Genomic DNA, 22,821 nt, shown 5'->3' on the forward strand with positions numbered 1-22,821 from the left:
ACGCGGTTTTCAAGAGGGGAAAAATAAAAAACCCCTCCCAACCTTCACCCTTGATAAGGGGGAGGAGCAAAGGTGGTTCCCCTTAAAAAGGAAGAGGCGTTGGTTGATCCCCTCCCCTTACCAAGGGGAGGGGTTAAACTCCCCTTACCAAGGTCAAGGGTCAGGGTGGGGTTACCCTCAGTAATAACTCTCCCCCCGCTCGGCCATTTGCCGCAATGGCTCGCAGGGGGTGAAGCGTTCGCCGTATTTGCGGGCGTACTCTTCCATTTTGGCGACGATGTTTTCAATGCCCTGCTGATGCATGTAATGAAAGGGGCCACCGGTAAAGGGCGGAAAACCGATGCCAAATACGGCGCCAATGTCACCGTCCCGGCTTGATGCCACCACGCCTTCATTCAGGGCCAGCGCCGCTTCGTTGAACATCAGGAGCACACAGCGCTCGGCCATGTCCTGAGCCGGCAGCCGGGCCTGGGGGACAATGCCCAGCAAACGATACATGGCGGGATCGGCGGGTTTGCCCTTTTTATTAAAGGCGTAAAAGCCCCGGCCATTTTTCTTGCCCAGACGCTTGTCATCGAGCAGCTTGTTAAAGGCGGCCGGCGCCTTAAAGCGGCTGCCCAGCTCCCGCTCCAGCACCGGGGCGATTTTGGCGGCCACGTCGATGCCCACTTCATCCAGCAGGGTAATGGGCCCCACCGGAAAGCCGTAATCCACCAGCGCCCGGTCAATGGCTTCAACGGGTTCGCCTTCCAGCAGCAATCGGGCTGCCTCGTTGATGTAGGGCGCCAGAATACGGTTAACGTAAAAGCCGGCACTGTCTTTGACCACTATGGGGGTTTTGCCCTGAGCCCGGGCCAGTTTCAGTGCCGTGGCCACCGTGGATGGGCTGGTGCCGGCGTGGGGAATGATTTCGGCCAGGGGCATTTTTTCCACCGGGCTGAAATAGTGCAACCCCACCACCCGTTCCGGGTGTGTGGCCCCTTCCGCAATTCGGTGAATGGGCAATGACGAGGTATTGCTGGCAAACAGGGTGTGCTCGGGGCAATGGCGTTGCACCTCCCTTACCATACGCCGCTTGATATCCAGATCTTCAAACACCGCTTCCACCACCACATCGGCCCGCTCAAAGCCGCGGTAGTCCAGGGTGCCGGTGAGCCGTGCCAGCTGCTGGTTCATCTCGGCACGGCCAAAATGCTTTTTTTTGACCTTGTCGTTCAGCAAGCGGTGTGCCGTGGCCATGGCCTGATTAATGCCGTCATGCTTAATGTCCTTGATGCGCACCGGCAGGCCAGCTTTGGTGGCGGTCACAAAGGCAATGCCGCCGCCCATCAGGCCGCCTCCCAGCACGCCCACCCGCGTTACCGGGCCGGGCTCGGCGCCCTGATAATGCGTTTCCTTTTTCATCTCGGTGGTAGCAAAAAACAGGTGTCGCAGGGCCGCCGACTCCGGCGTCATCACCAGCTCGCCAAAGGCGGCCGCTTCGGCCTTTAATCCTTCGGCAATGCCTTGCTGGTAACCGGTGCGCACTACCTCCAACAGCCGCTCCGGCGCCGGGTAGTTACCCCGGGTTTTGCGGCAAAGGGTGCTCAGGGCCTTGTCAAACACCAGCTTGCGCCCCAAGGGGTTGCCTTCCAGCATAAGGGATTTTAAATCCCTCGCGCCGGGGCTGGCCGGCTTGCCCTGTTTCGCCAGGGCCATGGCGGTGTTGAGCAAAATACACTGCGGCACCATGTCGTTCACCAGCCCGGCCTTCAGCGCCTGTTTGGGGCGCAGCTGTTTGCCGGTGAGCATTATGTCGAGTGCGAGCACCAGCCCCACTTGATGAGGCAGCCGCTGGGTACCGCCGGAACCGGGGATCAGCCCCAGTTGCACCTCGGGCAGGCCCAGCCGAGTAATGTCGTCGTCGCTGCACACCCGGCCATGGCAGGCCAGCGCCAGCTCCAGCCCACCGCCCAGGCAGGGGCCGTGAATGGCGGCAATCAGCGGCAGTTCAAGCTGCTCGAGTTCACTGAACAATTCCTGCCCGGCCCGGGACAGGGCCTTGGCCTGCTCAGCGGTCTGACAGTCATCCAGCATGTGCACATCGGCGCCGGCAATAAAGGAGTCGGGTTTGCCGGAGCACAACACCAGACCGGTGATGGCAGGGTTGGCGTGGACCTCTGCCAGCAGGGTGCGCAGCTCGCCGGCAACGCTCTCGCGCAAGGTATTCATGCGTTCACCGGGCACGTCCATGGTAATAATGCCAATGCCGTCGTCGATGCGCAGACTAAAGATGTGTTCACTCATTGGGCTGCCTCCAGGACCATGGCCACGCCCAGGCCGCCGGCGGCGCAGGCGGTGGTAAGGGCCAGACCGCCTCCCCGGCGGTTCAGCTCGTTCAGGGTTTGGGTGATCATGCGCGCACCGGTAGCCGCAAAGGGATGGCCATAGGCCAACGAGCCGCCCAGCACGTTGAATTTGGTCATGTCCACACTGCCGATGGGCCCACCTTGCCTCAGCTCGTTGTCGGCAAAGGCGCGGCTTTCAAAGCACTGCAGATTGGCCAGGGCCTGGGCGGCAAAGGCTTCGTGCATGTCGATGAGATCCATATCGGCCAGGGTGCAGCCGGCCTGAGCCAGTGCCTTGGGCGTGGCATAACTCGGCCCCAGCAGCATGTTGTGGCGCACCTCAATGGCGGCGTAGGCATGGCTTCGCAAATAGCCCAGGGGCTTTAAGCCCAGGTCCCTGGCCCGGCTTTCGGTCATCAACAGCACGGCGGCGGCGCCGTCGGTCAGCGCCGTGCTGTTGCCGGCGGTCACGGTGCCATGGCGCTTGTCGAACACCGGCTTCAGCCGTTGATAGTTACTCAGACAGGAGTCGGCGCGAAGGGTGTTGTCATGCTCAACGGGTGCTTTGAACGGCGGCACATAGGCGGTCATCACCTCGTCATTCAGCCAGCCCTGCTGCCAGGCGCTGGCGGCAAGCGTATGGGAGCGATGGGCAAATTCATCCTGCGCCTGGCGGGAAATGCCAAAGCTCTTGGCCATCTGCTCGGCGGTCTGGCCCATGGTCAGGCCGGTAGAGTATTCCGCAATGGCCGGCGGCACCGGCGCCAGATCCTTCAATTTAAGCCTTCGCATGATGGCCAGCTTTTGTTTCCAGCTTTTGGCCTTGCTCAGCGCCAGCAGGGCATCGGCCAGGGCGCGGGAGACACCGATGGGCAACACCGACGCCGAATCGGCGCCGCCGGCCAGGCCCACCTCCACTCGGCCCGCCAGCATGGACTCCGCCAGGCTGGAGACCGCCTGAAAACTGGTGGCACAGGCCCGGGTCACGCTGTAGGCATCGGTACTCACCGGCAACTCGGTGCCCAGCACTATCTCGCGAGCAATATTGGGGGCACTGGGCATCTGAATCACCTGGCCAAACACCAGTTGCTCAATCTCGCTGGCCGACACCGGGGTTCGGGCCAGCAGCTCGGCCACCACCATGCGACCGAGATCCAGCGCCGGTATGCCGTTAAAGGCACTGGCCTGGCGGACAAAGGGCGTACGCAGCCCGGTCACGATGGCAATGCGATCTCCCCGAGGAGTGACAAGAGGGGACGTCGACGACATAAACGCTCCTTGTTGCGACAGAGGTCTGACCTCACTGCATAGTAGCAATGGCAAAACCGGTTTCAAACAGGTTCCTGCGCCTTTGCCAGTCAAAGACCATGCACGCCATGGTCGCACCGGGCGTGAACAGTGGTTAGACTGAAAGCAGGCTCCCACACGGGGTAAGTGATGATTTCCATATTTAAGCGAAAGCAACAGGGGCAGCACTCGGTCTCTAAAGACATGATGATAAAACAAAAGCGTTACGAGGCTCTGGTGTATGCATTGCATGGCGATTTGTTCCGCTATGCCTTCTGGCTGTGCCATGACCGGCAAGTGGCTGAAGATCTGGTGCAGGAAACCTTTCTGCGGGCCTGGAAGGCGCTCGACAGCCTGAAGGAAGAAAAGGCCGCCAAGGCCTGGCTTATCACCATATTGCGTCGGGAAAATGCCCGCCGGTTTGAGCGCAAGCAGTTCGATCTGGTCGACATTGAAACCACGGCGGTGCCGGACCGTAAAACCCCGGGCCTTGAACAGGACATGGAAAACGAGTGGCTGCGCCGACATATTGCCGAGCTCGCCCCCGAATATCGTGAGCCGCTGTTGCTACAGGTAATAGGCGGCTTTAGTGGAGAAGATATTGCCGGAATACTGGATTTGAACAAGAACACAGTGATGACCCGCCTCTTTCGTGCCCGCAACCAGCTGAGAGAGGCCATTGAGCAAGACAAAACAGCAAGAGGTCGAAGCAATGGATGATCTGGAATTCCGCCGCAGGGCCTACGCGGATCCCGATGACAAAAGCCCCGAGTTTTTAGCCGCTTCTTCCGCCAACCCCGGAAACCGACAGTTTCTGGATGACATGAAAGCGTTTAACCGCAAGCTCTCCCGTGCCCTGGAAGAGCCGGTTCCCACGGCCCTGCCCGACAAACTGATGCTGTCACACCTGATGCGCCAGCCCGATAACCGCACGCTCCCCGGCTGGCGACATCTGGCCGTGGCCGCGTCGGTGGCCTTTGCCCTGGGCTTTGCCACCCGCTTTGTGACCTTCTCACCCCAGGCCGTGGCCGAGCCACCCTCGGTGGCCCAGGTGGCCATGCATCATGTGCTGCGGGAAATGCCCTTCACTCACTACATTGACGAAGAAGTCAGTCTGGACACGGTGAACGCCAAACTGCGCCCCTATGGCACCCAACTGCACGACATGGCAGATGTGGGCAGAGTGTATTACGCCAATCACTGCATGTTTGGGGGCGGTCCCGCCGCTCACTTGGTGATCCAGGGGGAGCACGACAGAGTGCATGTGTTCCTGGTGCCCATGGAGCGTGCCCTGCAACTGCAAGACAGCTTCAGTGAAGACAATCTGCACGGTGAAGTCATGCCCATGAGCTATAACCGCCTGGTGGTGGTAAGTAATCGGGGCGAAAACATTCACCGCATTGCCGAAAAGGTCAAGGCGTCTCTGGAGCGGTCGATTTAATTGGGTAGTATCTCGCTCCCACGCTCAGGCATAGGCAGGAATTCAGCTTCAGCTGGAACACTCGGTGACTCCGGGCTCGACCCGGAGTCTTATTGCATAAAGCACCATTCTCACGAAACCCACTGCTGTATGCAGGCAAGATTCCGGCTCAAGGCCGGAATGACGGTTGCTGGTTTCGCCGTTCTTCACAATTTTCAACGCTCGTTCCGTTCGGCACCATACTACTATAAGAGTTGAGCCCGCTTTTGGTGTACCATTCGGGCCCTTGCTTACACGGACGCCATCAATGCTGTTTGCAACAACAGGAACGCGCTATGACCATTGAACTCCCTATTCTTATTACCTTTGTCGGCTACCTGGTGCTGACCATGCTGATCGGCGTGGTAGCCTATAAGGCCACCAGCTCGCTGAGTGATTATATTCTGGGCGGCCGCCGCCTGGGACCGGGCGTGGCAGCTCTCAGTGTGGGCGCCTCGGACATGAGTGGCTGGCTGCTGCTGGGTCTGCCCGGCGCCGTTTATCTCCATGGTCTTAATCAGGCCTGGATTGGCATTGGCCTGGTGATTGGTGCCTGGCTCAACTGGCTGTTTGTGGCCAAGCGGCTGCGGGTGTATACCGAGCAGGCCAACGACTCCCTCACCCTGCCCGACTTTCTGGAAAACCGGCTGGATGACAAAAGCGGCCTTATTCGCGTGATCTCGGCCCTGACCATACTGGTGTTTTTCGTGTTCTACACCTCATCGGGCCTGGTGGGCGGCGCCATTTTGTTTGAAAAGGTCTTTGGCCTGCCCTACCTCACCGCCCTGTTTGTGGGCGGCGCGGTGATCGTGGCCTACACCTTTATGGGTGGTTTTCTGGCGGTGTCCTGGACCGACTTTTTCCAGGGCATTCTGATGCTGCTGGCGCTAGTGATCATGCCCTGGGCGGTAATGAACGAACTTGGCGGCATAGAGCAGACCATGGCTACCCTGGACGGCATGGGCGAGCACAAGCTCGATCTGTTCCACGAGTTCTCGCTGCTGAGCGGTCTCAGCCTGATGGCCTGGGGCCTGGGTTATTTCGGTCAGCCCCATATTCTGGCGCGCTTCATGGCCATTGATTCACCCCGCTCGGTGCCGCTGTCGCGACGCATTGCCATGAGCTGGATGATTTTGTCGCTGATCGGCGCCCTGGGTGTGGGCCTGGCCGGTGCCGTGTATTTCACCAGTACGCCGCTGGAAAACCCGGAAACCGTGTTTCTGGCCCTGGCCAACGCCGTGTTCAACCCCTGGGTGGCCGGCTTCCTGATTGCCGCTATCATGTCGGCCATCATGAGTACTATCGACTCCCAGCTGCTGGTGTGCTCTTCGGCCCTGACCGAAGACTTTTACAAACGCTGGCTGCGTCCCAAGGCCAGCGACTACGAGCTGGTGTGGGTCGGTCGCTTTGCGGTGCTGGCGGTGGCCATTCTTGCCCTGATTATCGCCATGGATCCGCAAACCACGGTGCTGGGGCTGGTGAGCTACGCCTGGGCCGGCTTTGGCGCCGCCTTTGGTCCGGTGATCATTCTGTCGGTGTTCTGGCCCCGTCTCACCCGCAATGGCACCCTGGCCGGTATTATTCTGGGAGCACTGACCGTTATCGGCTGGAAGCAACTAGAAGGTGGCCTGTTCGACCTTTACGAAATTGTACCCGGCTTTGTGGTGTGTGGCCTGGCCTGCATTCTGGTCAGCCGCGCCGACAAGGAGCCATCCAAAAACGTCATGCTGGGTTTCCGGCGGATGGAATCCGACCTTTAAGGTCTGATTTTTCTCACCAAAGAGGCCGCAAGGCCTCTTTTTTTATAAACGCCTGTTTTACTTTTTATGACTTATTTCTACTCTGGCCACAGAACAGATCTGTTTGAACACACCAATCATGTCCGTGTTGTGGCAAATGCCGTTCAATTTTCCTCACATGGCGTTGCCTGGCTAATAAGCGGCGAATCAGCCACCGGCTGTAAACGCCCCTGTCTGCTGTTTATAAAAGCGCCATATGACGCTTTTCTTGTCTGATGTCTCGGTGTGGAACTTGGTCTGGTCCAATGGCTTCCTGTATATTACGACGTTCGGTTTTATTGTGGTGTTTTCATGGACAATTACAGTTTTGTCGCGCGCCAGGCCATCCTCGATGTGAATGGCAACCCGCTGGGCTATGAACTGCTGTTTCGGCTTGGCCTTGAAAATCGTTTTCCTGATATTTGCGCCGAGCAGGCCACCCGTCGGCTGATTGCCGAGCAATTTCTCAGCGAGAAAATCGATGATCTGGTCGGCTCTGCCATGTGCTTTGTCAATTTTCCCGAGACCTTGCTGGAAGAAGGCCTGGTGGAAGGACTGAAACAGCACAACATGGTGATTGAAATCCTCGAAGACGCCAAACCCACCGAGGGTTTGCTGAGCCGGGTCAAACAGCTCAGTGCCATGGGCATCAAAGTGGCGCTGGATGATCATGTTCCCGGAGACGACTGGAGCGAGTTCCTGCCCTACCTCGATTTTATCAAGCTGGATCTGCGTCAGTTGCCGCTGGAACAATGCCGTCACCTGATTGAAGCATATTCCCATCTTGACGAACTGCGTTTTATCGCGGAAAAAGTGGAAACCCGGGAAGAATTTGAAGCGGCCCGACAGGCCGGTTTTCATTATTTTCAGGGTTATTACTTTCAGCAGCCCCAGGTTATCAAGCGTCGCCTGCTGACAACGGACGAAGCCACCGCCTTTGAATTGCTGGCCGCCGTCAGCGAACAAAACATCGACTACGATCGCCTGACCGAACTGTTCAGCCGGGATCTGCCGCTTACCTACAATTTGCTTCGCTACGTCAACAGTCTGCACCTGGGCTACAAAAGCCGCAGCATCGACAAGCTGCGCAATGCCATCGTTTACCTGGGCCAGGAGCAGCTCAAGCGGTTTACCGCCATGGTGATGACCGCCTACATCAGTAAAAAGAAAAACCGCGAGCTGTATCGCCTGTCCATTGTGCGCGCCCGCTGGTGCGAGCTGCTGGCCGGCCACATCAACGAGGACATGGCCGACGACGCCTTTATGTGCGGCCTGTTTTCCCTGCTGGATGTACTGCTGGAGCAACCTCAGGCCGACATTCTGCCTCAGTTGCCGGTCTCGGACGCGGTGCGCCAGGCACTGGAAAGCGGCAAGGGCCAGCTGGGCTTTTTGCTGGCCATGGTGCGCGAGCATGAGCAGGCCGACTGGGCCCGGCTGCAAAAGCGGCTCGACTTTATGGGCATGCAGCCCGAGATCAATGCCCAGTGCTACGAAGAGGCCGTGCGCTGGAGCAACAAAATCGACGCGCCACACACCTGACCGGGCACCACGCAAACTCAAAGGGGCCGCTCAATGAGCGGCCCCTTTGTATTGTACCGGCTGATGATCAGCGCCGCCGCAACGCCCAGAACCCCAGCACCAGAGCAAAGGCCACGGCCGCCGCCAGAAAGCCCGCCAGCAGGCTGGCAGTCACGCCCAGGGCCAGAAAACCGGCAATGCTCACCAGTGCCATCGACAGCGCATAGGGCAGCTGGGTCATGACATGATCGATGTGATGACAGGACGCCCCGGTGGAAGAAAGAATAGTGGTGTCGGAGATCGGCGAGCAATGGTCACCAAAGACGGCACCGGCCATCACGGCCGCCATGCCGGGCAACAGCATCTGGGCGTCGATGGCCATGGTCATGTCGGCCGCAATGGGCAGCATCACGCCAAAGGTACCCCAACTGGTGCCGGTGGCAAAGGCCATGATCCCCGCCAGCACGAACAGAATGGTCGGCAGCAGATAAAGCGGCAGGTTCTGCTGCACCAGCGAAGCCAGGTACTTGCCGGTTTCCAGCTCGCTGATAAGGCCGGCAATGGTCCAGGCAAACAACAAAATGTAAATGGCCGGCAGCATGCCCTTGAGGCCCACCTTGAGGGTGTGCAGCCAGTCGCGGCCAGAGGTACGCTCACGCACCAGCGCCATGGCACAGATCACCAGCCCCGCCAGGCCACCGGCGACCAGGGCCCGACCCACATTGGTATTTTCCAGTGCACCCAGCAGGCTGAACGCCTGCCCCGCGTCACTCAGGGCCCGAGCGCCGGTCCATAACAGGCCGGCCACGGTCACCAGGGTCAGGCCACCAATGGCAAGGATCAGATCCGACATGCGGCCGCCGGAGACCTCATGATCATGCACGCCGGGCGGCGTGCCCCTGGCTTTATCGAACAACTCGCCGTTCAGCGCCTGCATCTCGTGATGCCGCATCGGCCCCAGATCCCACTTTCCCCGAATAACCAGCACCACCATCAGCAGGGTAAAAATGGCATAGAAATTCATGGCGCCCATGGCCATAAAGGCCGCCAGCGGACTTTGACCGGTCAGCCCATAGCTGGCCAGAATGCCGCCCACCAGCGCAATAATATAGGCGCCCCAGGAAGACACCGGCATCAATACACAAATGGGCGCGGCGGTAGAGTCGAGCAAATAAGCCAGCTTGGCGCGGGAAATGCCAAAACGGTCGGTTACCGGCCGGCAAATGGTACCCACCGATAGACTGTGGAAATAATCATCAATAAAAAACACAAACACCAGCAGGCCAGTCATGGCTTTGGCCTGACGGCGGCTTTTAATGCGCGCCTGGGCCCATTCGGCAAAGGCATGAGTGGCACCGGCCCGGCTCAGCATACTGATAATGCAGCCGAGCAGTAACAGGAACAGTAATATATTGACGTTCCATTCGTTCAGCTCACCATCACTCCAGAACAGGGAAGCAACCTTGTTCAGCACATGGGAACCCGTTGCCAACGGATTGAATTGCTGTACCAGCAACGCGGCCAGCACAATTCCCAGCCCCAGCGATAACAGCACACGACGGGTAATAATGGCCAGCACAATGGCCAGCACGGGAGGTAACAAGGACCAGATACTTTGAATAAACGGATGAGCTTCCATAGCGGCACCTGAATGTTGAGTAACAAAAAACCACCAGGAGCAGGAAAGCGAGTTGTCTCGTCCCATCTTCCCCAGCAGTAGCGCATCACAACCATAGATTGTGACAGTATCAGCCCTTTCGGTACTGATCCCAGCAGCCGGCTTTGGATAAAAGCGGCCACTTCGGCAACGCGTCCTTTCAACCGGGGTTAACGGCATCACCCTGTTCCGGCCTACTGATAAGCGCTGCACCTCTACGCAGGTAAGTTGGCGGATTTTACTGGCTAAACAGGAAAGATCAACAGATTTGGCTGGTTTGTTAGCCAGTTGTTAGCACAGGCGACGGAATTTTCTCAACTGATGAGAAAGGAGGCTTTCAAACCGCCATGGTGCAAAGATCATCTGCTGGCCATGCCCTTGTGCTTTCCCGATGAAGAAGATTTAATATGACTCTCAAGCGGAGAATACACTTGCAAATTGCAACAGATATAAACCCCATTTTGAAAGATCCAAAGGCAATATTGATTTAAATGGGAATGGAAAAATCAATTTACTTGCAACAATGCAATTCTGACTGTAAATTTAAAACATTAAAACGATTACAAAGATACTACAGGTGAACAAGATGACCGATTTTCTGAAAACCATCCTCAATATTCGCAGCCTGCGTGCCGCCGCTCGTGATCTCACCATGGAGCAACTGGAAGAAGCCCTGAGCAAACTGACCGCCGTGGTAGAAGAGCGCCGCGAATCAGAAGCAGAAGAACGCGCCAAGGCACAAGAGAAAGAGCGCAAGCTCAAGGAATACGCCGAAATGCTGGCTGCCGACGGCATTGATATCAATGAGCTGGCCGGAGTGGTTGAACCCGCCAAGAAAGCCACTGCTCCGCGCAGCAAGCGTCCAGCCAAATATGCCTATACCGATGATAACGGTGAATACAAAACCTGGACCGGTCAGGGCCGTCAGCCTGCCGTGATCAAGAAAGCCATTGAAAATGGCGGCACCCTCGAGCAATTCCTGATCAATCAGTAATCATTGCTGAATATAAAAATGGGGCCTCAGGGCCCCATTTTTTTGTCATTAATAATATAACCATACCAGTTTTAATACTCTGGGCTTATATTGCGCCAGTATATGTCGCAATGCATCCTTTCATTATCCTGATATTTTCCCTGCCAAACCGGTGACACCAGGGGTAAACGACACCTTCATCTGTCGCCATGCTCATTCACTCGGGATGGCAGCACGCCATAAAGTGCCTGATCCAGACCATTATGCTTAAGCTCATACACCAGCGCCAGCTCGCGTCCCAGAGTACCCTCGGGCCAGCCCTTGCGCTCCATCCAGCACAGGTAGGCCAGAGGCAGGCGCAGCAATGGCTGGCCGCGGTATTTACCAAAGGGCATGGGTTTGCGAATAATGTGAAGCAGCCCGGCCTGATCCAGACCGGGCGAAAAGGGCTCAGCCATGCAGGCTGGCGTTGATGGCGGTCAGGGCGGCGGCGGGATCGGCGGCCTGAGTAATGGGACGGCCAATGACCAGGTAATCGCTGCCGGCCTTCAGGGCCAGTTCGGGGGTCATGATGCGGCGCTGATCGCCGGCGTCACTGCCCGCCGGACGAATGCCCGGGGTGACCAGTTTAAAGTCGGGGCCGAGTTCGCTTTTCAGCAGGCTGGCTTCCTGGGCCGAGCACACCACGCCGTCGAGGCCGGCCTGCTGGGTCAGCCGGGCCAGTGCCAGCACTTGCTCGGCGGGCGAACGCAGTACGCCGGTCTGGTTCAGCTCGTCGGCGGTCATGCTGGTCAGCACGGTGACCGCAATCAGCAGCGGCGCCTTGTCGCCATAGGGCGCCAGTGCGGATTTTGCCGCCTCCATCATGCGGCTGCCGCCACTGGCATGCACATTGACCATCCACACGCCCAGCTCGGCGGCAGCGGCCACGGCCTTGGCCACGGTATTGGGAATGTCGTGAAATTTGAGATCCAGGAACACATCAAAGCCCAGGGCCACCAGGTGGCGCACGAAATCCGGGCCAAACAGGGTGAACATTTCCTTGCCCACCTTGAGCCGGCACTGGGCCGGATCCAGTTGCGCCACCAGGGCCCTGGCCTGCTGCTCACCGGCAAAGTCGAGGGCGATCAGTACCTTGGGATCGCCATTGTGTGTTGTTTGCATGAGTTAATACCTTCGGTTTTTTTATAACGTATACCACTGCCTGCATGCGCCTGAATGTTGGGATTCGCTACGCTCATCACCAAGCTACATTAACAGATTTGGTCATTCCGGCCCCCGAGCCGGAATCCATTCTTCAGACAAGGGTGCAATTCGCCCTGGACTCCGGCCTTCGCCGGAGTGACGATATGTTGTAGTCCCTATTCCCTGTTTTTAAGTCATTCGCCGTCCAGGCCGCGCACCGGTTTGATGGTGCCCCACTGCTTGCAGGACGGGCACTGCCAGAACAGACTGCGGGCCGAAAACCCGCACTGACCACAACGATGACTGGGCTTGGCCTTGATTTGCTCGGCCACCAGCGCTTTCAGCATTTCCAGGCTGGCTCGTGCCCTGCCCTGCTCGGCATTGGCGGCATGGTAGGACATCAGGCGGTAAAAGCCCTTCATGGTGGGATAGCGCTGCAGGTGAGAGAGTACCAGCTGTTCGGCGCTGACCTGCCCTTCCCGCTCGGCCACCCGGTCCGCCAGCATCAGCACCGCGCTGGCGCCGCTGTCTGCCGCCACCCACTGCTCCAGCAGGGCGGTAAAGGCCTCGTCCTGCCCCAGTTGATGATAGCAGTGCTGCAGATCGGCCAGTACTTCGCTGACAAAGCCCGTATCCTGCTCAATCACCTGTTGCAGGCAGTCGGCGGCCTGACGCCACTGCCCGGCCGACATGTGAATGGCGCCCAGCCGCATGTTGGCACGAACACAGCCGTGGTCTGCCTTGAGCGCCTTTTTTAAATCGCTGAGCGCTCCTTTAATGTCCTGGCGTTGCCATTTCTGCTCGGCCAGCTCACAGTAAAAGTGCCCCATGGGAACCAGCGCCTTGCTGCCCTGACGCTTCTTGAGCCGTGCCGCTACCGTGATGGCCTGCTCCCAGTCGCGCAGTTGCTGATAGAGGGTCATCAGCAGTTCCAGCGCGTCCTGCTCGTAATCGGGATCGTCTTTCAGCTCGTTCAGGATTTGTTCGGCACGGTCCAGCAAACCGGCGGCAAAGAAGTCCCGGGCCAGCTCCAGCATGGCCAGGTGGCGTTGTTCCAGCGACAGGTTGGGTCGGGCGATGAGATTCTGATGAATGCGAATGGCTCTGTCTACCTCACCGCGGGTGCGGAACAGATTGCCCAGTGCCAGGTGGGTTTCTATGGTTTCGCTGTCAACCTGCAACAGCTCGATAAAGAGATCGACCGCCTTGTCGGGCTCGTCGGAAAGCAAAAAATTCAACCCGGCAACATATTGCCGGGAGAATTGACTGGATTGTTTCTGCGCGTCCTGGCGAACACCTCGGCGACCCATATACCAGCCATAGGCCGCTGCCACCGGAAGCAGCAGAAACAACAATTCCAGCATGAAGTTCGTCAGTCCTTAACCGGCAGTGCCCTGAGCTCTTCCAGTTCTCTTTGCTGACGCTCCACCTTTTTATTCAGTCCCTTGTTGGTCATTTTAAGGCGCAGCATGACCAGGCCGAATACCAGCCAGCCAATCAGAAAACCGGCCACGAATATGACTGCCAGCAGAGACGAAAGACGATAGTCTCCCTGGGCCAGCAAATAATTCACGTGAACCAGCTGGTCGTTCTGGGAGCCCAGCGTCAGGCCCACCGCAAAAAGGATCGCCAGAATTATCAGGCCAAAAACAATTTTCACCTTACCCTCTCAACATCCTGATTTTAGAGTGATTGGCATTATCCCGAAAAAGCCGAAGCTTCGCCAGTGAAGGCACCGGGAAAAGTGAACTCACGCCGGGTTTACCCGTTCACGCAGTTCCTTGCCCGGTTTGAAGTGGGGAACGTATTTGCCGTTGAGTTCCACCTTTTCGCCGGTCTTGGGATTACGGCCCAGGCGAGGCGCCCGGTAATGAAGCGAGAAACTGCCGAAACCGCGAATTTCAATACGGTCACCCGATTGCAGGGTTGAAGCCATTTGCTCCAGAATTTCCTTGATGGCATTTTCCACCTCCTTGGCAGAGAGGTGAGCATACTGCTCGGCCATACGTTCAATCAGGTCGGATTTTGTCATGATTCAGTCTCCGGAACACAAAACAAAAAGGGGCCACGAAGGCCCCTTGTTTCAATACGGTCAGGCTTATTCGCCTTTTGCCGCCTTGAATGCTTCTGCCATGGCACTCAGACCAACAACGTCTTCTTGCTGGTTCAGGGTGTCGATGGCGGCCTTCTCTTCAGCTTCGTCCTTCGCGCGGATGGACAGGCTGACGGTGCGGTTCTTGCGATCGATGCCCATGAAGCGAGCTTCAACTTCTTCACCGGCGTTCAGCACGGTGGAGGCGTCTTCGATACGGTCGCGAGAGATGTCGGCAACGCGGATGTAACCTTCCACGCCTTCTTCCAGCTCAACCACGGCGCCCTTGGCGTCAACGGCGGTGATGGTACCCTTAACGATAGCACCTTTCTTGTTGTCAGACAGGTACTTATTGAAAGGATCTTCATCGATTTGCTTCACGCCCAGGCTGATGCGCTCACGCTCCGGATCGACCTGCAGAACAACGGCTTCGATTTCGTCGCCTTTCTTGAACTCACGAACGGCGTCGTCACCGTTGGCGTTCCAGGAGATGTCGGACAGGTGAACCAGACCGTCGATGCCGCCTTCCAGACCAATGAAGATACCGAAGTCGGTGATGGACTTGATCTTGCCGGAAACGCGATCACCCTTGTTGTGGGTTTCTGCAAACAGCTGCCAGGGGTTGGACTTGCACTGCTTGAGGCCCAGGGAGATACGACGACGCTCTTCGTCGATGTCCAGAACCATCACTTCCACGTTGTCGCCAACGGAAACAACCTTGGACGGGTGGATGTTCTTGTTGGTCCAGTCCATTTCGGACACGTGTACCAGGCCTTCAACGCCTTCTTCGATTTCAACGAAGCAGCCGTAGTCGGTCAGGTTGGTCACACGGCCGGCCAGACGGGTGCCTTCCGGATAACGGTTGGCGATATCTACCCACGGATCTTCGCCCAGCTGCTTCAGACCCAGAGATACACGGGTACGCTCGCGGTCGAACTTCAGAACCTTAACGTTGATTTCGTCGCCAACATTCACGATCTCGGACGGATGCTTAACGCGCTTCCAGGCCATGTCGGTGATGTGCAGCAGGCCGTCTACGCCGCCCAGGTCTACGAAAGCACCGTAGTCGGTCAGGTTCTTGACGATACCCTTGACTTCCTGGCCTTCCTGCAGGTTTTCGAGCAGCTGCTCGCGCTCGGCGCTGTTTTCGGTTTCGATCACGGCACGACGGGAAACCACAACGTTGTTGCGCTTCTGGTCCAGCTTGATGACCTTGAACTCAAGCTCTTTGCCTTCCAGGTGAGTGGTGTCGCGAACCGGACGCACGTCTACCAGAGAGCCGGGCAGGAAGGCGCGGATGCTGTTCACTTCTACGGTGAAACCACCTTTAACCTTGCCGTTGATCACACCGGTCACGGTTTCTTCGTCTTCGTAGGCTTTTTCCAGCTGCAGCCAGGCTTCGTGACGCTTGGCTTTTTCACGGGACAGCTGAGTCTCACCGAAGCCGTCTTCCACGGCGTCCAGCGCTACGTCTACTTCGTCGCCAACGCTGATTTCCAGCTCGCCCTGAGCGTTCTTGAACTGCTCGGCGGGAATGGCAGACTCGGACTTCAGACCGGCGTCAACCAGTACGATGCCGTTTTCAATGGCAACAACGGTACCTTTAACGATGGAGCCCGGACGGGTTTCGAGTTCTTTCAGAGACTCTTCAAAGAGTTGAGCAAAAGATTCAGTCATATGATTAATGAATACACACTGTTTGAGTTGAACATCCACGGGGCATTCCGGCACACGTGGGGTGACTAACACATTCCGCCCTTCTTCCCTGAGGGCGGCATTGCCAAATGGCTTAACGACCAAGTTTAACCTTAGTATGACTCAGCACCCTGTCCAGCACTTCTGTGATGGTCAGTTCGGTGGAGTCGATAACCAGGGCGTCATTGGCCGCCTTGAGAGGCGCCACGGCCCGGTTACGATCCCGGTCGTCACGCTCCTGTATTTCGCTTAAAAGGCGGTCAAAGCTAACATCAAAGCCCTTGTCTTGCAACTGCTTAAGGCGCCGGGTGGCGCGCTCTTCGGCACTGGCATCGAGAAAGATTTTGACCTCGGCATCGGGAAACACCACAGTGCCCATGTCGCGACCGTCGGCAATCAGACCCGGCTTGGCGCGAAAGGCTCGCTGGCGACGCAGCAGCGCCTCGCGCACACGAGGAAAGGCCGCCACCTTGCTGGCCGCGTCGGCCACTTCCTGAGTACGTATATCGCGGGAGACGTCTTCGCCTTCCAGGATCACACGGATTTCACCGCTTGCTGTCGGAAACTGCACGTCCAGGTGCGCTGCCAGGGGCATCAGGCCCGCTTCGTCATTCAGATCCACGTTGTGGTGCAGGGCCGCCAGCGCCAGCACCCGGTAAATAGCACCCGAGTCGAGCAGGTGCCATTCCAGTTGCTCGGCCAACAGCTGGCAGAGGGTGCCCTTGCCGGCACCGCCCGGGCCATCAACGGTGATGACGGGAGCTTGTTCAGACATACATCCTCCAGTTAATCATGAGTTCGGGCACGCTGCCCGGGAGCAGGCGCCGCGCGGGCGGCATTATAACCAAGTTGTTTCACAAAGACAGGGGTTTACAACCAATTAACAATCCGTTCGCGGCGATTGAGCCTATACCTGCCGGCTCATCCGCTTTACAATAACCGCCATTTTTTATTGATAAATTTACTCTAAGAGGAACGCCATGAGCAGTGTTACCCGAATGGCAAACTCCAAACTGCCTACTCCCTGGGGCACTTTTACCCTGGTCGGGTTTGAAGAAAAGGGTACAGGCAAGGATCATGCCGCCCTGGTAATGGGGGATGTCGACAGCGGTGAACCGGTACTGGCGCGCATTCATTCCGAATGCCTGACCGGTGATGCCCTGTTCAGCCTGCGTTGCGACTGCGGTTTTCAGTTGCAGGCGGCGCTGGAGCGCATTGCCAAGGAAGGCCGGGGCGTGCTGCTGTATGTGCGCCAGGAAGGCCGGGGTATTGGCCTGCTAAACAAGATCCACGCCTATCACCTGCAGGATCAGGGCAAGGACACGGTAGAAGCCAACGTTGAGCTGGGCTTTGCCGCCGACATGCGTGACTACACCATCTGTGCCGACATGCTGCACAGCTTGGGCGTGACCGAGCTGAAGCTGATGACCAATAACCCGCGCAAGGTCAAGGCGATGGAGAACTTTGGCATCAAGGTGAGTGAGCGCCTGCCGCTGCAGGAAGGTCGCAATCCCTTCAACGAGCATTACCTCGATACCAAGGCCGGCAAGCTGGGCCATATGCTGAAAGAGCAGGATTAATCGTTAATACCGGCCACGAGCCGGTATTTTTTTACTGATGCGGCAGGGTTCGCCGCAAGTCACTTTGCCGGTGTCACGAAAGCCTGCCACCATTACTTTTCGGCCAGACGCTGGCTCAGGTAATCCACCATTTTGGACAATTCGGTAATACCGGCAAAGTCGGTCTCGGGAATATGTATGCCCAGCTCCCGGCTCAGTGCCTCGATCAGCCGCAGAAAGTCTATCGAGTCCAGGTCCAGCTCATCGCGCATATCTTCATTCGGGTTTAGCTGGTCGGTATCCGCGTCCGGTGCTATGTCCTCAATATGACGATAAATCAGGGCTCTCAGCGCCTGTTTGTCTTTCATTCCAGTTGCTCCGGTTGTTGCAGCAGCCGGTCAATCCGGTTGAGTAAACGGGCCCCCTCGTGGCCATCACTCACCCTGTGGTCAGCCGCCAGACTGAAACTGGCCTGGGTCATGGGGATGATGCTTTGCTCCTGCACCCAGGGCGCACTGCGCACCCGCCCGATGCCCAGCAGGGCAACCTGCGGCGGGAATATCACTCCCTGCATGCGATCCACTCCCCGCTCTCCCAGGCTGGACACGGTGACCGTCGCCTCCTGAAGCTCAGCACTGCGCAGTCCTCCTTCCCGGGCCCGGATCACCTGATCCCTGAGGGCCGTCATCATTCGCTCCACCCCCAACGAGTGCGCGTCATGAATGGCCGCCACCACCAGGCCGCCCCCTCGCAGGTGAATGACATTGCCCAGATGCACCCGGGCTTGGCTCTGATAGTGACCATCCCGGTAAAAGCCGTTGAACCGCGGAGACTCGGCCAGGGCTCTGGCCAGGGCACAGAAAATCAGGGCATTGACCAGCACCAGTTGCCCGGTGGGCTTACCCTGATTAAAAGCCGTGCACCAGGCCTGGGCCCGCGCCAGCGGGATGTCCTGTTCCAGGTAATAATGAGGGATCTCCCGCTTGGAGCGAATCACCACGGCGGCAATGGCCTGGCGCATTTGCTGATCGCTATCCTGCTGCTTCAAAGAGGGCGCCAGGCCCTCGATATCTGCCAGCACCAGGGCGCCATCGGGCCCGCTGCCAGGCCCCAGAGTACGCCAGTCGATGCCCAGTTGCCCGGCCCGCTGGCGGGCTGCCGGGGAGATCCGGACCGAAGACGCCGCAGCGTCGGCCTGGGGGCGGACAATACTCGAGCTGGCCTGTATCGCCTCGGGCACAACCGACGCTTCGGGCTCTGCGCTGCCTGCCGCCCCTTCACTTTGCTCGGCGTCACCGGCCAGCCGCAAGCGTGCAATGGGTTCACCCACCGGCAACTGCTCTCCTGTTGGTACCAGCAGGGTGTCCACCACCCCCTCGTCGAAGACCTCCAGATCGATCAGTCCCTTCATGGTATCGATGGTAGCGATCACATCGCCTCTGTGCACCGTATCCCCGGGCTTCACCAGCCATTCGGCCACCGTGCCTTTGGCCATATCACTGCCGAAGGATGGCATTCTGATGATTTTGTTCATTGACCCACCATCCCTTGTGCTGCGGCCACTATGCCTTCAACCTGGGGCGTGGCGGCCAGCTCCAGGTGCCGGGGATAGGGAATGGGCACTTCGGCGCTGCACACACGTTGCGGCGGGGCATCCAGCGACCAGAAACAGTACTCCGCCACCTGAGCGCAGATTTCGCCGGCCAGGCTGCCGGTGCGCCAGCCTTCATCCACCACCAGAAGACGGTGGGTCTTGTTGACCGAAGCAAACAGGGTGTCGGTATCAAGCGGTCGCAGACAGCGCAAGTCCACCACCTCGGCGCTGATGCCCCGACCTTGCAGCACCTCGGCAGCCTCCAGCGCCTTGGGCAGGGAGCCGCCGTAGCTGAGCAGGCTGAGATCCGTGCCTTGCCGGCGTACCAGCGCCCGGTGCATGTCCGGGCATTCATCTGGCGTGGGGAGCGGCCCCGTGTTGTTGTAGAGCAGCACATGCTCAAACAGCAACACAGGGTCGGGATCTGCCAGCGCCATGGCCAGCATATAGCGGGCATCGGCCAGGGTAGCCGGTGCCAGTACCTTGAGACCGGGCACATGGGCGTACCAGTTTTCCAGGCTGTGGGAATGCTGGGCCGCCAGCTGCCGGCCGGCCCCGCAGGCCATGCGGATTACCAGCGGTACACCAATTTGTCCGCCGGACATATGGCGCAGGGTGGCGGCATTGTTGACGATCTGATCCAGTGCCAGCAGGCTGAAATTGACCGTCATCACCTCGACAATGGGTCGCATGCCCCCGAGCGCGGCCCCGATGCCCGCCCCGACGAAACCGGACTCGGACAAGGGCGTATCCCGCACACGCTGCTCGCCAAACTCCTGCAGCAGGCCCTTGGTCACCGCATAGCAGCCACCGTAATGACCCACATCCTCGCCCATCAAAAAGACCCGGGGATCCTCCCGAATGGCTTCCCGTATGGCTTCCCGCACCGCTTCCCGGTAGCTGATGGTGGACTCATTCATGACGCAGGCTCCTGGTAGACGCCCCGGCACAACTCCGACTCGGGCTCAAACGCCGACTGCTCGGCAAAGGCGACGGCGGCGTTAATCTCCCGCCTGACGGCCTGCTCCAGTTGTTGCCACTGGTTTTCATCCAGCGCACCGTTGTGCTCCAACCGTTGTCTGAGCTGCAGTATGGGCCCCTTTTGCTGCCATTGCTCCACCTCGCCGGAGGTACGATAAAGCTGGGTATCGAACATGGAGTGACCACGAAAGCGGTAGGTCAGGCATTCCAGAAAGCGGGGCCCTCCCCCCTGATGAATGGCTTCACAACACTCCCGCGCCGCCGCTTCCACCGCCATCACCTGCATGCCGTCCACTTCCTGCGCGGCCAGGCCGTAGCTTTCGGCTTTTCTGAAAATACGCTGCTCCGATTCGGAAAGGGCCAGGGCCGTGCCCATGGCGTAGCGATTGTTTTCACACACAAACAGCAAGGGTAATTGCCACAGCTGGGCCAGATTAAGGCTTTCGTGAAATTCCCCTTCGGCCGCCGCACCTTCACCGAAAAAACAGCAGGTCACTCGAGCGCGCCCCTGCAACTTGTCGGCCAATGCCAGCCCCACCGCCATGGGCAGGGCACCGGCGACGATGGCATTACCGCCATAGAACCGCTTTTCCTCGTCAAAAATATGCATGGAGCCGCCCCGCCCCCGGCTGCTGCCGCCAATTTTGCCGAACATTTCCGCCATTACCGCCTTCATGTCCAGCCCCCGGGCCAGGGCATGGCCGTGCTCCCGGTAGGTGGCAACCACCGCATCCTCCGCCGTCAGTGCCTGCATCACGCCTACCGCCACCGCTTCCTCGCCGATATAGAGATGCAGAAAACCACGGATTTTCTCTTCCATATACAGCTCGGCGCAGCGTTCCTCAAAGCGGCGAATACGCAGCATTTCCTGCAGCAACCGCAGCAAATGACGAGTCTCCGGCTCGTTGCCGGCCGGTTCGGGGTTAACGTTCATGGCCACTGCCCTCATCGCTTTCCAGGGTGGAAATATCGCCCGGCGGCAAGCCCAGCTCACGGGCCCGCAGCAGACGACGCATGATCTTTCCGCTGCGGGTCTTGGGCAGGTTATCCCTGATGGCGATCTCGCGCGGTGCCACCGCCGGCCCCAGGCGCTTGCGGGCATGGGCCATCAGACTCTTCATCAGTGCGTCATCGGCTTCATGGCCGGGTTTGAGCGCCACAAAGGCCTTGACCACTTCCCCGGCCACCTCATCCGGAATGCCGATCACCCCGGCTTCCGCCACCGCCGGGTGTTCCAGCAGCACACTTTCCACCTCAAAGGGACCAATCAGATGACCGGAGGATTTGATCAGCTCCTTGCTGCGCCCCACAAACCAGTAGTAGCCGTCGTCATCCCGCCAGGCCAGATCGCCACTGAGGTACCAGTTGTCCTTGAAGCAGTGGCGGTAACGTTGCTCTTCATGCAGATAGGCCCTGAACATGGACGGCCAGCCCGGTCTCAGCGCCAGCTCGCCCACCTGCCCGGGTTCACTCAGCTCGGCCAGCCGACCCTGTTCATCCACTCGCACAATGCCCGCCGTGATCCCCGGCAGCGGCCGCCCCATGGAGCCCGGCTTGACCGGCTCGGCGGCAAAATTGGCCAGCATGATGCCGCCGGTTTCGGTCTGCCACCAGTTGTCGTGAAAGGGAATACCGAACACCCGCTGACCCCAGACCACCGCCTCGGGATTGAGCGGCTCACCGACGCTGGCCAGAAAACGCAGGGCGCCCAGATCATACCGGGTCACCAGCTCGTCTCCGGCTTTCATCAGCATGCGAATGGCCGTGGGCGCCGTATACCAGACATTGACCCTTTCATCGGCCAGGATGCGGTACCAGCGCTCGGGGGCGAATTCCGCCTCATCCAGTACCAGGGTCACCCGGTTGCACAAGGGAGCAATGACACCATAACTGGTGCCGGTGACCCAGCCCGGATCTGCCGTGCACCAATAGATGTCGCCGGGGTGCAGATCCAGGGCGCACCAGGCGGAATAACTGTGGTGCACCACTGCCTCATGCACATGCAGCGCGCCCTTGGGCAGACCTGTGGTGCCGCTGGTAAAGTGCAGCAGGGCCGGGTCTTCTGGCCGGGTCGGGCAAATGTGAAAGGTCTCGTCGGCTTCCGCCAGAGCAGAGTCCAGATCCAGACAGTCGGCAGGGCAGTCACCGTGACAGTCGTAGAGCAACACCTGCTCCAGATGGGGCAGCTCGCTACGCCAGGGTGCTACCTTTTTTTGATAGAGACGGGCGCTGCTGACCAGGACCCTGGCAGTGCCAATCTCCATGCGGGAGCGAATGGGCTCGGGGCCAAAAGCGGAAAACAGCGGACAAAACACGACGCCGGCTTTCAGACTGCCGAGCAAGGCGGCAAACAGCTGGGGCGTTCGTCCGCACAGGCTGAATACCACATCGCCTTTGGCTACCCCCAGGCCGGTCAGCAGAAGGGCAAAGCGGTTACTGAGCCCCTGCAGTTCAAGGTAGCTGAGGATGCGCCGCTCGCCCTGCTTGCCCAGCCAGATCAGCGCCGGCTGCGCGCCCTGTCCTTCAAACACATGGCGGTCGACTGCTTCAAAGGCGATATTGATGCCACCCTTATGGCCCCGGATTCTGTCGTGAGCCTGCTGCCAGTCGAACTGTCGGCAGCCTTGCCGGTAGTCCGCCAGATTGGGCTTGGTGCCGGACGGTTCCGGTGACTTGGTGATGATGTCAAAGCCCATTGGGGGGCCTCCTGCTTGCC

The 22,821-nt window shown here is 58.7% G+C and carries 21 protein-coding genes and 1 riboswitch; of the genes, 6 read left to right on the top strand and 15 right to left on the bottom strand.

Annotated elements, in window-relative coordinates; all coding sequences use genetic code 11:
* Nucleotides 1-177: 177 nt before the first annotated feature.
* Both fadJ and fadI read right to left on the bottom strand, forming a co-directional pair.
* A complete protein-coding gene (gene fadJ / locus Q9290_RS03510) occupies nucleotides 178-2,286 on the bottom strand; it encodes a fatty acid oxidation complex subunit alpha FadJ (RefSeq protein ID WP_306078256.1) in 2,109 nt (702 codons plus the stop codon).
* Nucleotides 2,283-3,596, bottom strand: coding sequence for an acetyl-CoA C-acyltransferase FadI (fadI, locus tag Q9290_RS03515; RefSeq protein ID WP_306078257.1), 1,314 nt, complete (start codon nucleotides 3,594-3,596; stop codon nucleotides 2,283-2,285). Before fadI ends, fadJ begins: the two co-directional genes overlap by 4 nt.
* Nucleotides 3,597-3,818: 222 nt before the next feature.
* Here fadI and Q9290_RS03520 point away from each other — a divergent pair, with 222 nt between their 5' ends.
* From Q9290_RS03520 to Q9290_RS03535, 4 genes are all read left to right on the top strand, one after another.
* Nucleotides 3,819-4,334, top strand: a complete 516-nt coding sequence (locus tag Q9290_RS03520; RefSeq protein WP_306078258.1) for a sigma-70 family RNA polymerase sigma factor — start codon at nucleotides 3,819-3,821, stop codon at nucleotides 4,332-4,334.
* Entirely contained in the window at nucleotides 4,327-5,055 is a 729-nt protein-coding gene (locus tag Q9290_RS03525) for a DUF3379 domain-containing protein (protein ID WP_306078259.1), read from the top strand. Before Q9290_RS03520 ends, Q9290_RS03525 begins: the two co-directional genes overlap by 8 nt.
* Nucleotides 5,056-5,369: 314 nt before the next feature.
* On the top strand, nucleotides 5,370-6,833 hold the full coding sequence (gene putP / locus Q9290_RS03530; RefSeq protein WP_306078260.1) for a sodium/proline symporter PutP: 1,464 nt from the start codon (nucleotides 5,370-5,372) through the stop codon (nucleotides 6,831-6,833).
* A gap of 330 nt (nucleotides 6,834-7,163) precedes the next feature.
* A complete protein-coding gene (locus tag Q9290_RS03535) occupies nucleotides 7,164-8,390 on the top strand; it encodes an EAL and HDOD domain-containing protein (protein WP_306078261.1) in 1,227 nt (408 codons plus the stop codon).
* A gap of 67 nt (nucleotides 8,391-8,457) precedes the next feature.
* Here Q9290_RS03535 and Q9290_RS03540 read toward each other — a convergent pair whose 3' ends face one another.
* Nucleotides 8,458-10,008: a Na+/H+ antiporter NhaC family protein gene (locus Q9290_RS03540; RefSeq protein ID WP_306078262.1), complete on the bottom strand. Its 1,551-nt coding sequence runs from the start codon at nucleotides 10,006-10,008 to the stop codon at nucleotides 8,458-8,460.
* Between the two features lie 70 nt (nucleotides 10,009-10,078).
* Nucleotides 10,079-10,252: riboswitch (Lysine riboswitch) on the bottom strand.
* Between the two features lie 360 nt (nucleotides 10,253-10,612).
* On the opposite strand from Q9290_RS03540, the gene Q9290_RS03545 reads away from it, so the two are divergent.
* On the top strand, nucleotides 10,613-11,020 hold the full coding sequence (locus Q9290_RS03545; protein WP_306078263.1) for an H-NS family histone-like protein: 408 nt from the start codon (nucleotides 10,613-10,615) through the stop codon (nucleotides 11,018-11,020).
* Between the two features lie 176 nt (nucleotides 11,021-11,196).
* Here the strand turns inward: Q9290_RS03545 and Q9290_RS03550 are convergent, their stop codons facing one another.
* The 7 genes from Q9290_RS03550 to cmk all read right to left on the bottom strand — a co-directional run bounded on the left by Q9290_RS03550 (nucleotide 11,197) and on the right by cmk (nucleotide 16,746).
* Entirely contained in the window at nucleotides 11,197-11,457 is a 261-nt protein-coding gene (locus tag Q9290_RS03550; RefSeq protein WP_306078264.1) for a DUF3820 family protein, read from the bottom strand.
* Complete coding sequence (gene pyrF / locus Q9290_RS03555; protein WP_306078265.1) at nucleotides 11,450-12,163, bottom strand: orotidine-5'-phosphate decarboxylase; 714 nt, start codon at nucleotides 12,161-12,163, stop codon at nucleotides 11,450-11,452. The genes Q9290_RS03550 and pyrF overlap by 8 nt, the downstream gene beginning before the upstream one ends.
* Before the next feature lie 215 nt (nucleotides 12,164-12,378).
* Entirely contained in the window at nucleotides 12,379-13,548 is a 1,170-nt protein-coding gene (lapB, locus tag Q9290_RS03560; protein WP_306078266.1) for a lipopolysaccharide assembly protein LapB, read from the bottom strand.
* Between the two features lie 8 nt (nucleotides 13,549-13,556).
* On the bottom strand, nucleotides 13,557-13,844 hold the full coding sequence (locus Q9290_RS03565; protein WP_306078267.1) for a LapA family protein: 288 nt from the start codon (nucleotides 13,842-13,844) through the stop codon (nucleotides 13,557-13,559).
* A 90-nt stretch (nucleotides 13,845-13,934) separates the two neighbouring features.
* Entirely contained in the window at nucleotides 13,935-14,216 is a 282-nt protein-coding gene (gene ihfB / locus Q9290_RS03570) for an integration host factor subunit beta (protein ID WP_094198865.1), read from the bottom strand.
* 66 nt (nucleotides 14,217-14,282) lie between these two features.
* Entirely contained in the window at nucleotides 14,283-15,953 is a 1,671-nt protein-coding gene (gene rpsA / locus Q9290_RS03575) for a 30S ribosomal protein S1 (protein WP_306078268.1), read from the bottom strand.
* Between the two features lie 112 nt (nucleotides 15,954-16,065).
* Entirely contained in the window at nucleotides 16,066-16,746 is a 681-nt protein-coding gene (cmk, locus tag Q9290_RS03580) for a (d)CMP kinase (protein WP_306078269.1), read from the bottom strand.
* Between the two features lie 205 nt (nucleotides 16,747-16,951).
* On the opposite strand from cmk, the gene ribA reads away from it, so the two are divergent.
* Nucleotides 16,952-17,551 carry a GTP cyclohydrolase II gene (gene ribA / locus Q9290_RS03585; protein ID WP_306078270.1) on the top strand — a complete coding sequence of 200 codons (600 nt, stop codon included), beginning with the start codon at nucleotides 16,952-16,954 and terminating at the stop codon, nucleotides 17,549-17,551.
* Nucleotides 17,552-17,643: 92 nt separating this feature from the next.
* On the opposite strand, the gene Q9290_RS03590 is transcribed toward ribA, so the two are convergent.
* The 5 genes from Q9290_RS03590 to acsA are packed head-to-tail and all read right to left on the bottom strand — an operon-like array spanning nucleotide 17,644 to nucleotide 22,801.
* Nucleotides 17,644-17,898, bottom strand: coding sequence for an acyl carrier protein (locus Q9290_RS03590; RefSeq protein ID WP_306078271.1), 255 nt, complete (start codon nucleotides 17,896-17,898; stop codon nucleotides 17,644-17,646).
* Complete coding sequence (locus tag Q9290_RS03595) at nucleotides 17,895-19,064, bottom strand: dihydrolipoamide acetyltransferase family protein (RefSeq protein ID WP_306078272.1); 1,170 nt, start codon at nucleotides 19,062-19,064, stop codon at nucleotides 17,895-17,897. The genes Q9290_RS03590 and Q9290_RS03595 overlap by 4 nt, the downstream gene beginning before the upstream one ends.
* Entirely contained in the window at nucleotides 19,061-20,044 is a 984-nt protein-coding gene (locus Q9290_RS03600; protein WP_306078273.1) for an alpha-ketoacid dehydrogenase subunit beta, read from the bottom strand. The genes Q9290_RS03595 and Q9290_RS03600 overlap by 4 nt, the downstream gene beginning before the upstream one ends.
* Nucleotides 20,041-21,039 (bottom strand): pyruvate dehydrogenase (acetyl-transferring) E1 component subunit alpha, encoded by a 999-nt coding sequence (pdhA, locus tag Q9290_RS03605; RefSeq protein WP_306078274.1) that lies wholly within the window; start codon nucleotides 21,037-21,039, stop codon nucleotides 20,041-20,043. The genes Q9290_RS03600 and pdhA overlap by 4 nt, the downstream gene beginning before the upstream one ends.
* The gene (acsA, locus tag Q9290_RS03610) at nucleotides 21,029-22,801 is read right to left on the bottom strand and encodes an acetate--CoA ligase (protein WP_306078275.1); all 1,773 of its coding nucleotides are present in this window, start codon (nucleotides 22,799-22,801) and stop codon (nucleotides 21,029-21,031) included. Before acsA ends, pdhA begins: the two co-directional genes overlap by 11 nt.
* Nucleotides 22,802-22,821 lie beyond the last annotated feature (20 nt).

The sequence above is a fragment of the Oceanimonas aquatica genome (assembly GCF_030732065.1).
Lineage (GTDB): Bacteria > Pseudomonadota > Gammaproteobacteria > Enterobacterales > Aeromonadaceae > Oceanimonas.

Excerpts from the sequence above, each read along its gene's own strand:
- fadJ (WP_306078256.1), bottom strand. The coding sequence starts at position 2,286 with ATGAGTGAACACATCTTTAGTCTGCGCATCGACGACGGCATTGGCATT.
- fadI (WP_306078257.1), bottom strand. The coding sequence starts at position 3,596 with ATGTCGTCGACGTCCCCTCTTGTCACTCCTCGGGGAGATCGCATTGCC.
- Q9290_RS03520 (WP_306078258.1), top strand. The coding sequence starts at position 3,819 with ATGATGATAAAACAAAAGCGTTACGAGGCTCTGGTGTATGCATTGCAT.
- Q9290_RS03525 (WP_306078259.1), top strand. The coding sequence starts at position 4,327 with ATGGATGATCTGGAATTCCGCCGCAGGGCCTACGCGGATCCCGATGAC.
- putP (WP_306078260.1), top strand. The coding sequence starts at position 5,370 with ATGACCATTGAACTCCCTATTCTTATTACCTTTGTCGGCTACCTGGTG.
- Q9290_RS03535 (WP_306078261.1), top strand. The coding sequence starts at position 7,164 with ATGGACAATTACAGTTTTGTCGCGCGCCAGGCCATCCTCGATGTGAAT.
- Q9290_RS03540 (WP_306078262.1), bottom strand. The coding sequence starts at position 10,008 with ATGGAAGCTCATCCGTTTATTCAAAGTATCTGGTCCTTGTTACCTCCC.
- Q9290_RS03545 (WP_306078263.1), top strand. The coding sequence starts at position 10,613 with ATGACCGATTTTCTGAAAACCATCCTCAATATTCGCAGCCTGCGTGCC.
- Q9290_RS03550 (WP_306078264.1), bottom strand. The coding sequence starts at position 11,457 with ATGGCTGAGCCCTTTTCGCCCGGTCTGGATCAGGCCGGGCTGCTTCAC.
- pyrF (WP_306078265.1), bottom strand. The coding sequence starts at position 12,163 with ATGCAAACAACACACAATGGCGATCCCAAGGTACTGATCGCCCTCGAC.
- lapB (WP_306078266.1), bottom strand. The coding sequence starts at position 13,548 with ATGCTGGAATTGTTGTTTCTGCTGCTTCCGGTGGCAGCGGCCTATGGC.
- ihfB (WP_094198865.1), bottom strand. The coding sequence starts at position 14,216 with ATGACAAAATCCGACCTGATTGAACGTATGGCCGAGCAGTATGCTCAC.
- rpsA (WP_306078268.1), bottom strand. The coding sequence starts at position 15,953 with ATGACTGAATCTTTTGCTCAACTCTTTGAAGAGTCTCTGAAAGAACTC.
- cmk (WP_306078269.1), bottom strand. The coding sequence starts at position 16,746 with ATGTCTGAACAAGCTCCCGTCATCACCGTTGATGGCCCGGGCGGTGCC.
- ribA (WP_306078270.1), top strand. The coding sequence starts at position 16,952 with ATGAGCAGTGTTACCCGAATGGCAAACTCCAAACTGCCTACTCCCTGG.
- Q9290_RS03590 (WP_306078271.1), bottom strand. The coding sequence starts at position 17,898 with ATGAAAGACAAACAGGCGCTGAGAGCCCTGATTTATCGTCATATTGAG.
- Q9290_RS03595 (WP_306078272.1), bottom strand. The coding sequence starts at position 19,064 with ATGAACAAAATCATCAGAATGCCATCCTTCGGCAGTGATATGGCCAAA.
- Q9290_RS03600 (WP_306078273.1), bottom strand. The coding sequence starts at position 20,044 with ATGAATGAGTCCACCATCAGCTACCGGGAAGCGGTGCGGGAAGCCATA.
- pdhA (WP_306078274.1), bottom strand. The coding sequence starts at position 21,039 with ATGAACGTTAACCCCGAACCGGCCGGCAACGAGCCGGAGACTCGTCAT.
- acsA (WP_306078275.1), bottom strand. The coding sequence starts at position 22,801 with ATGGGCTTTGACATCATCACCAAGTCACCGGAACCGTCCGGCACCAAG.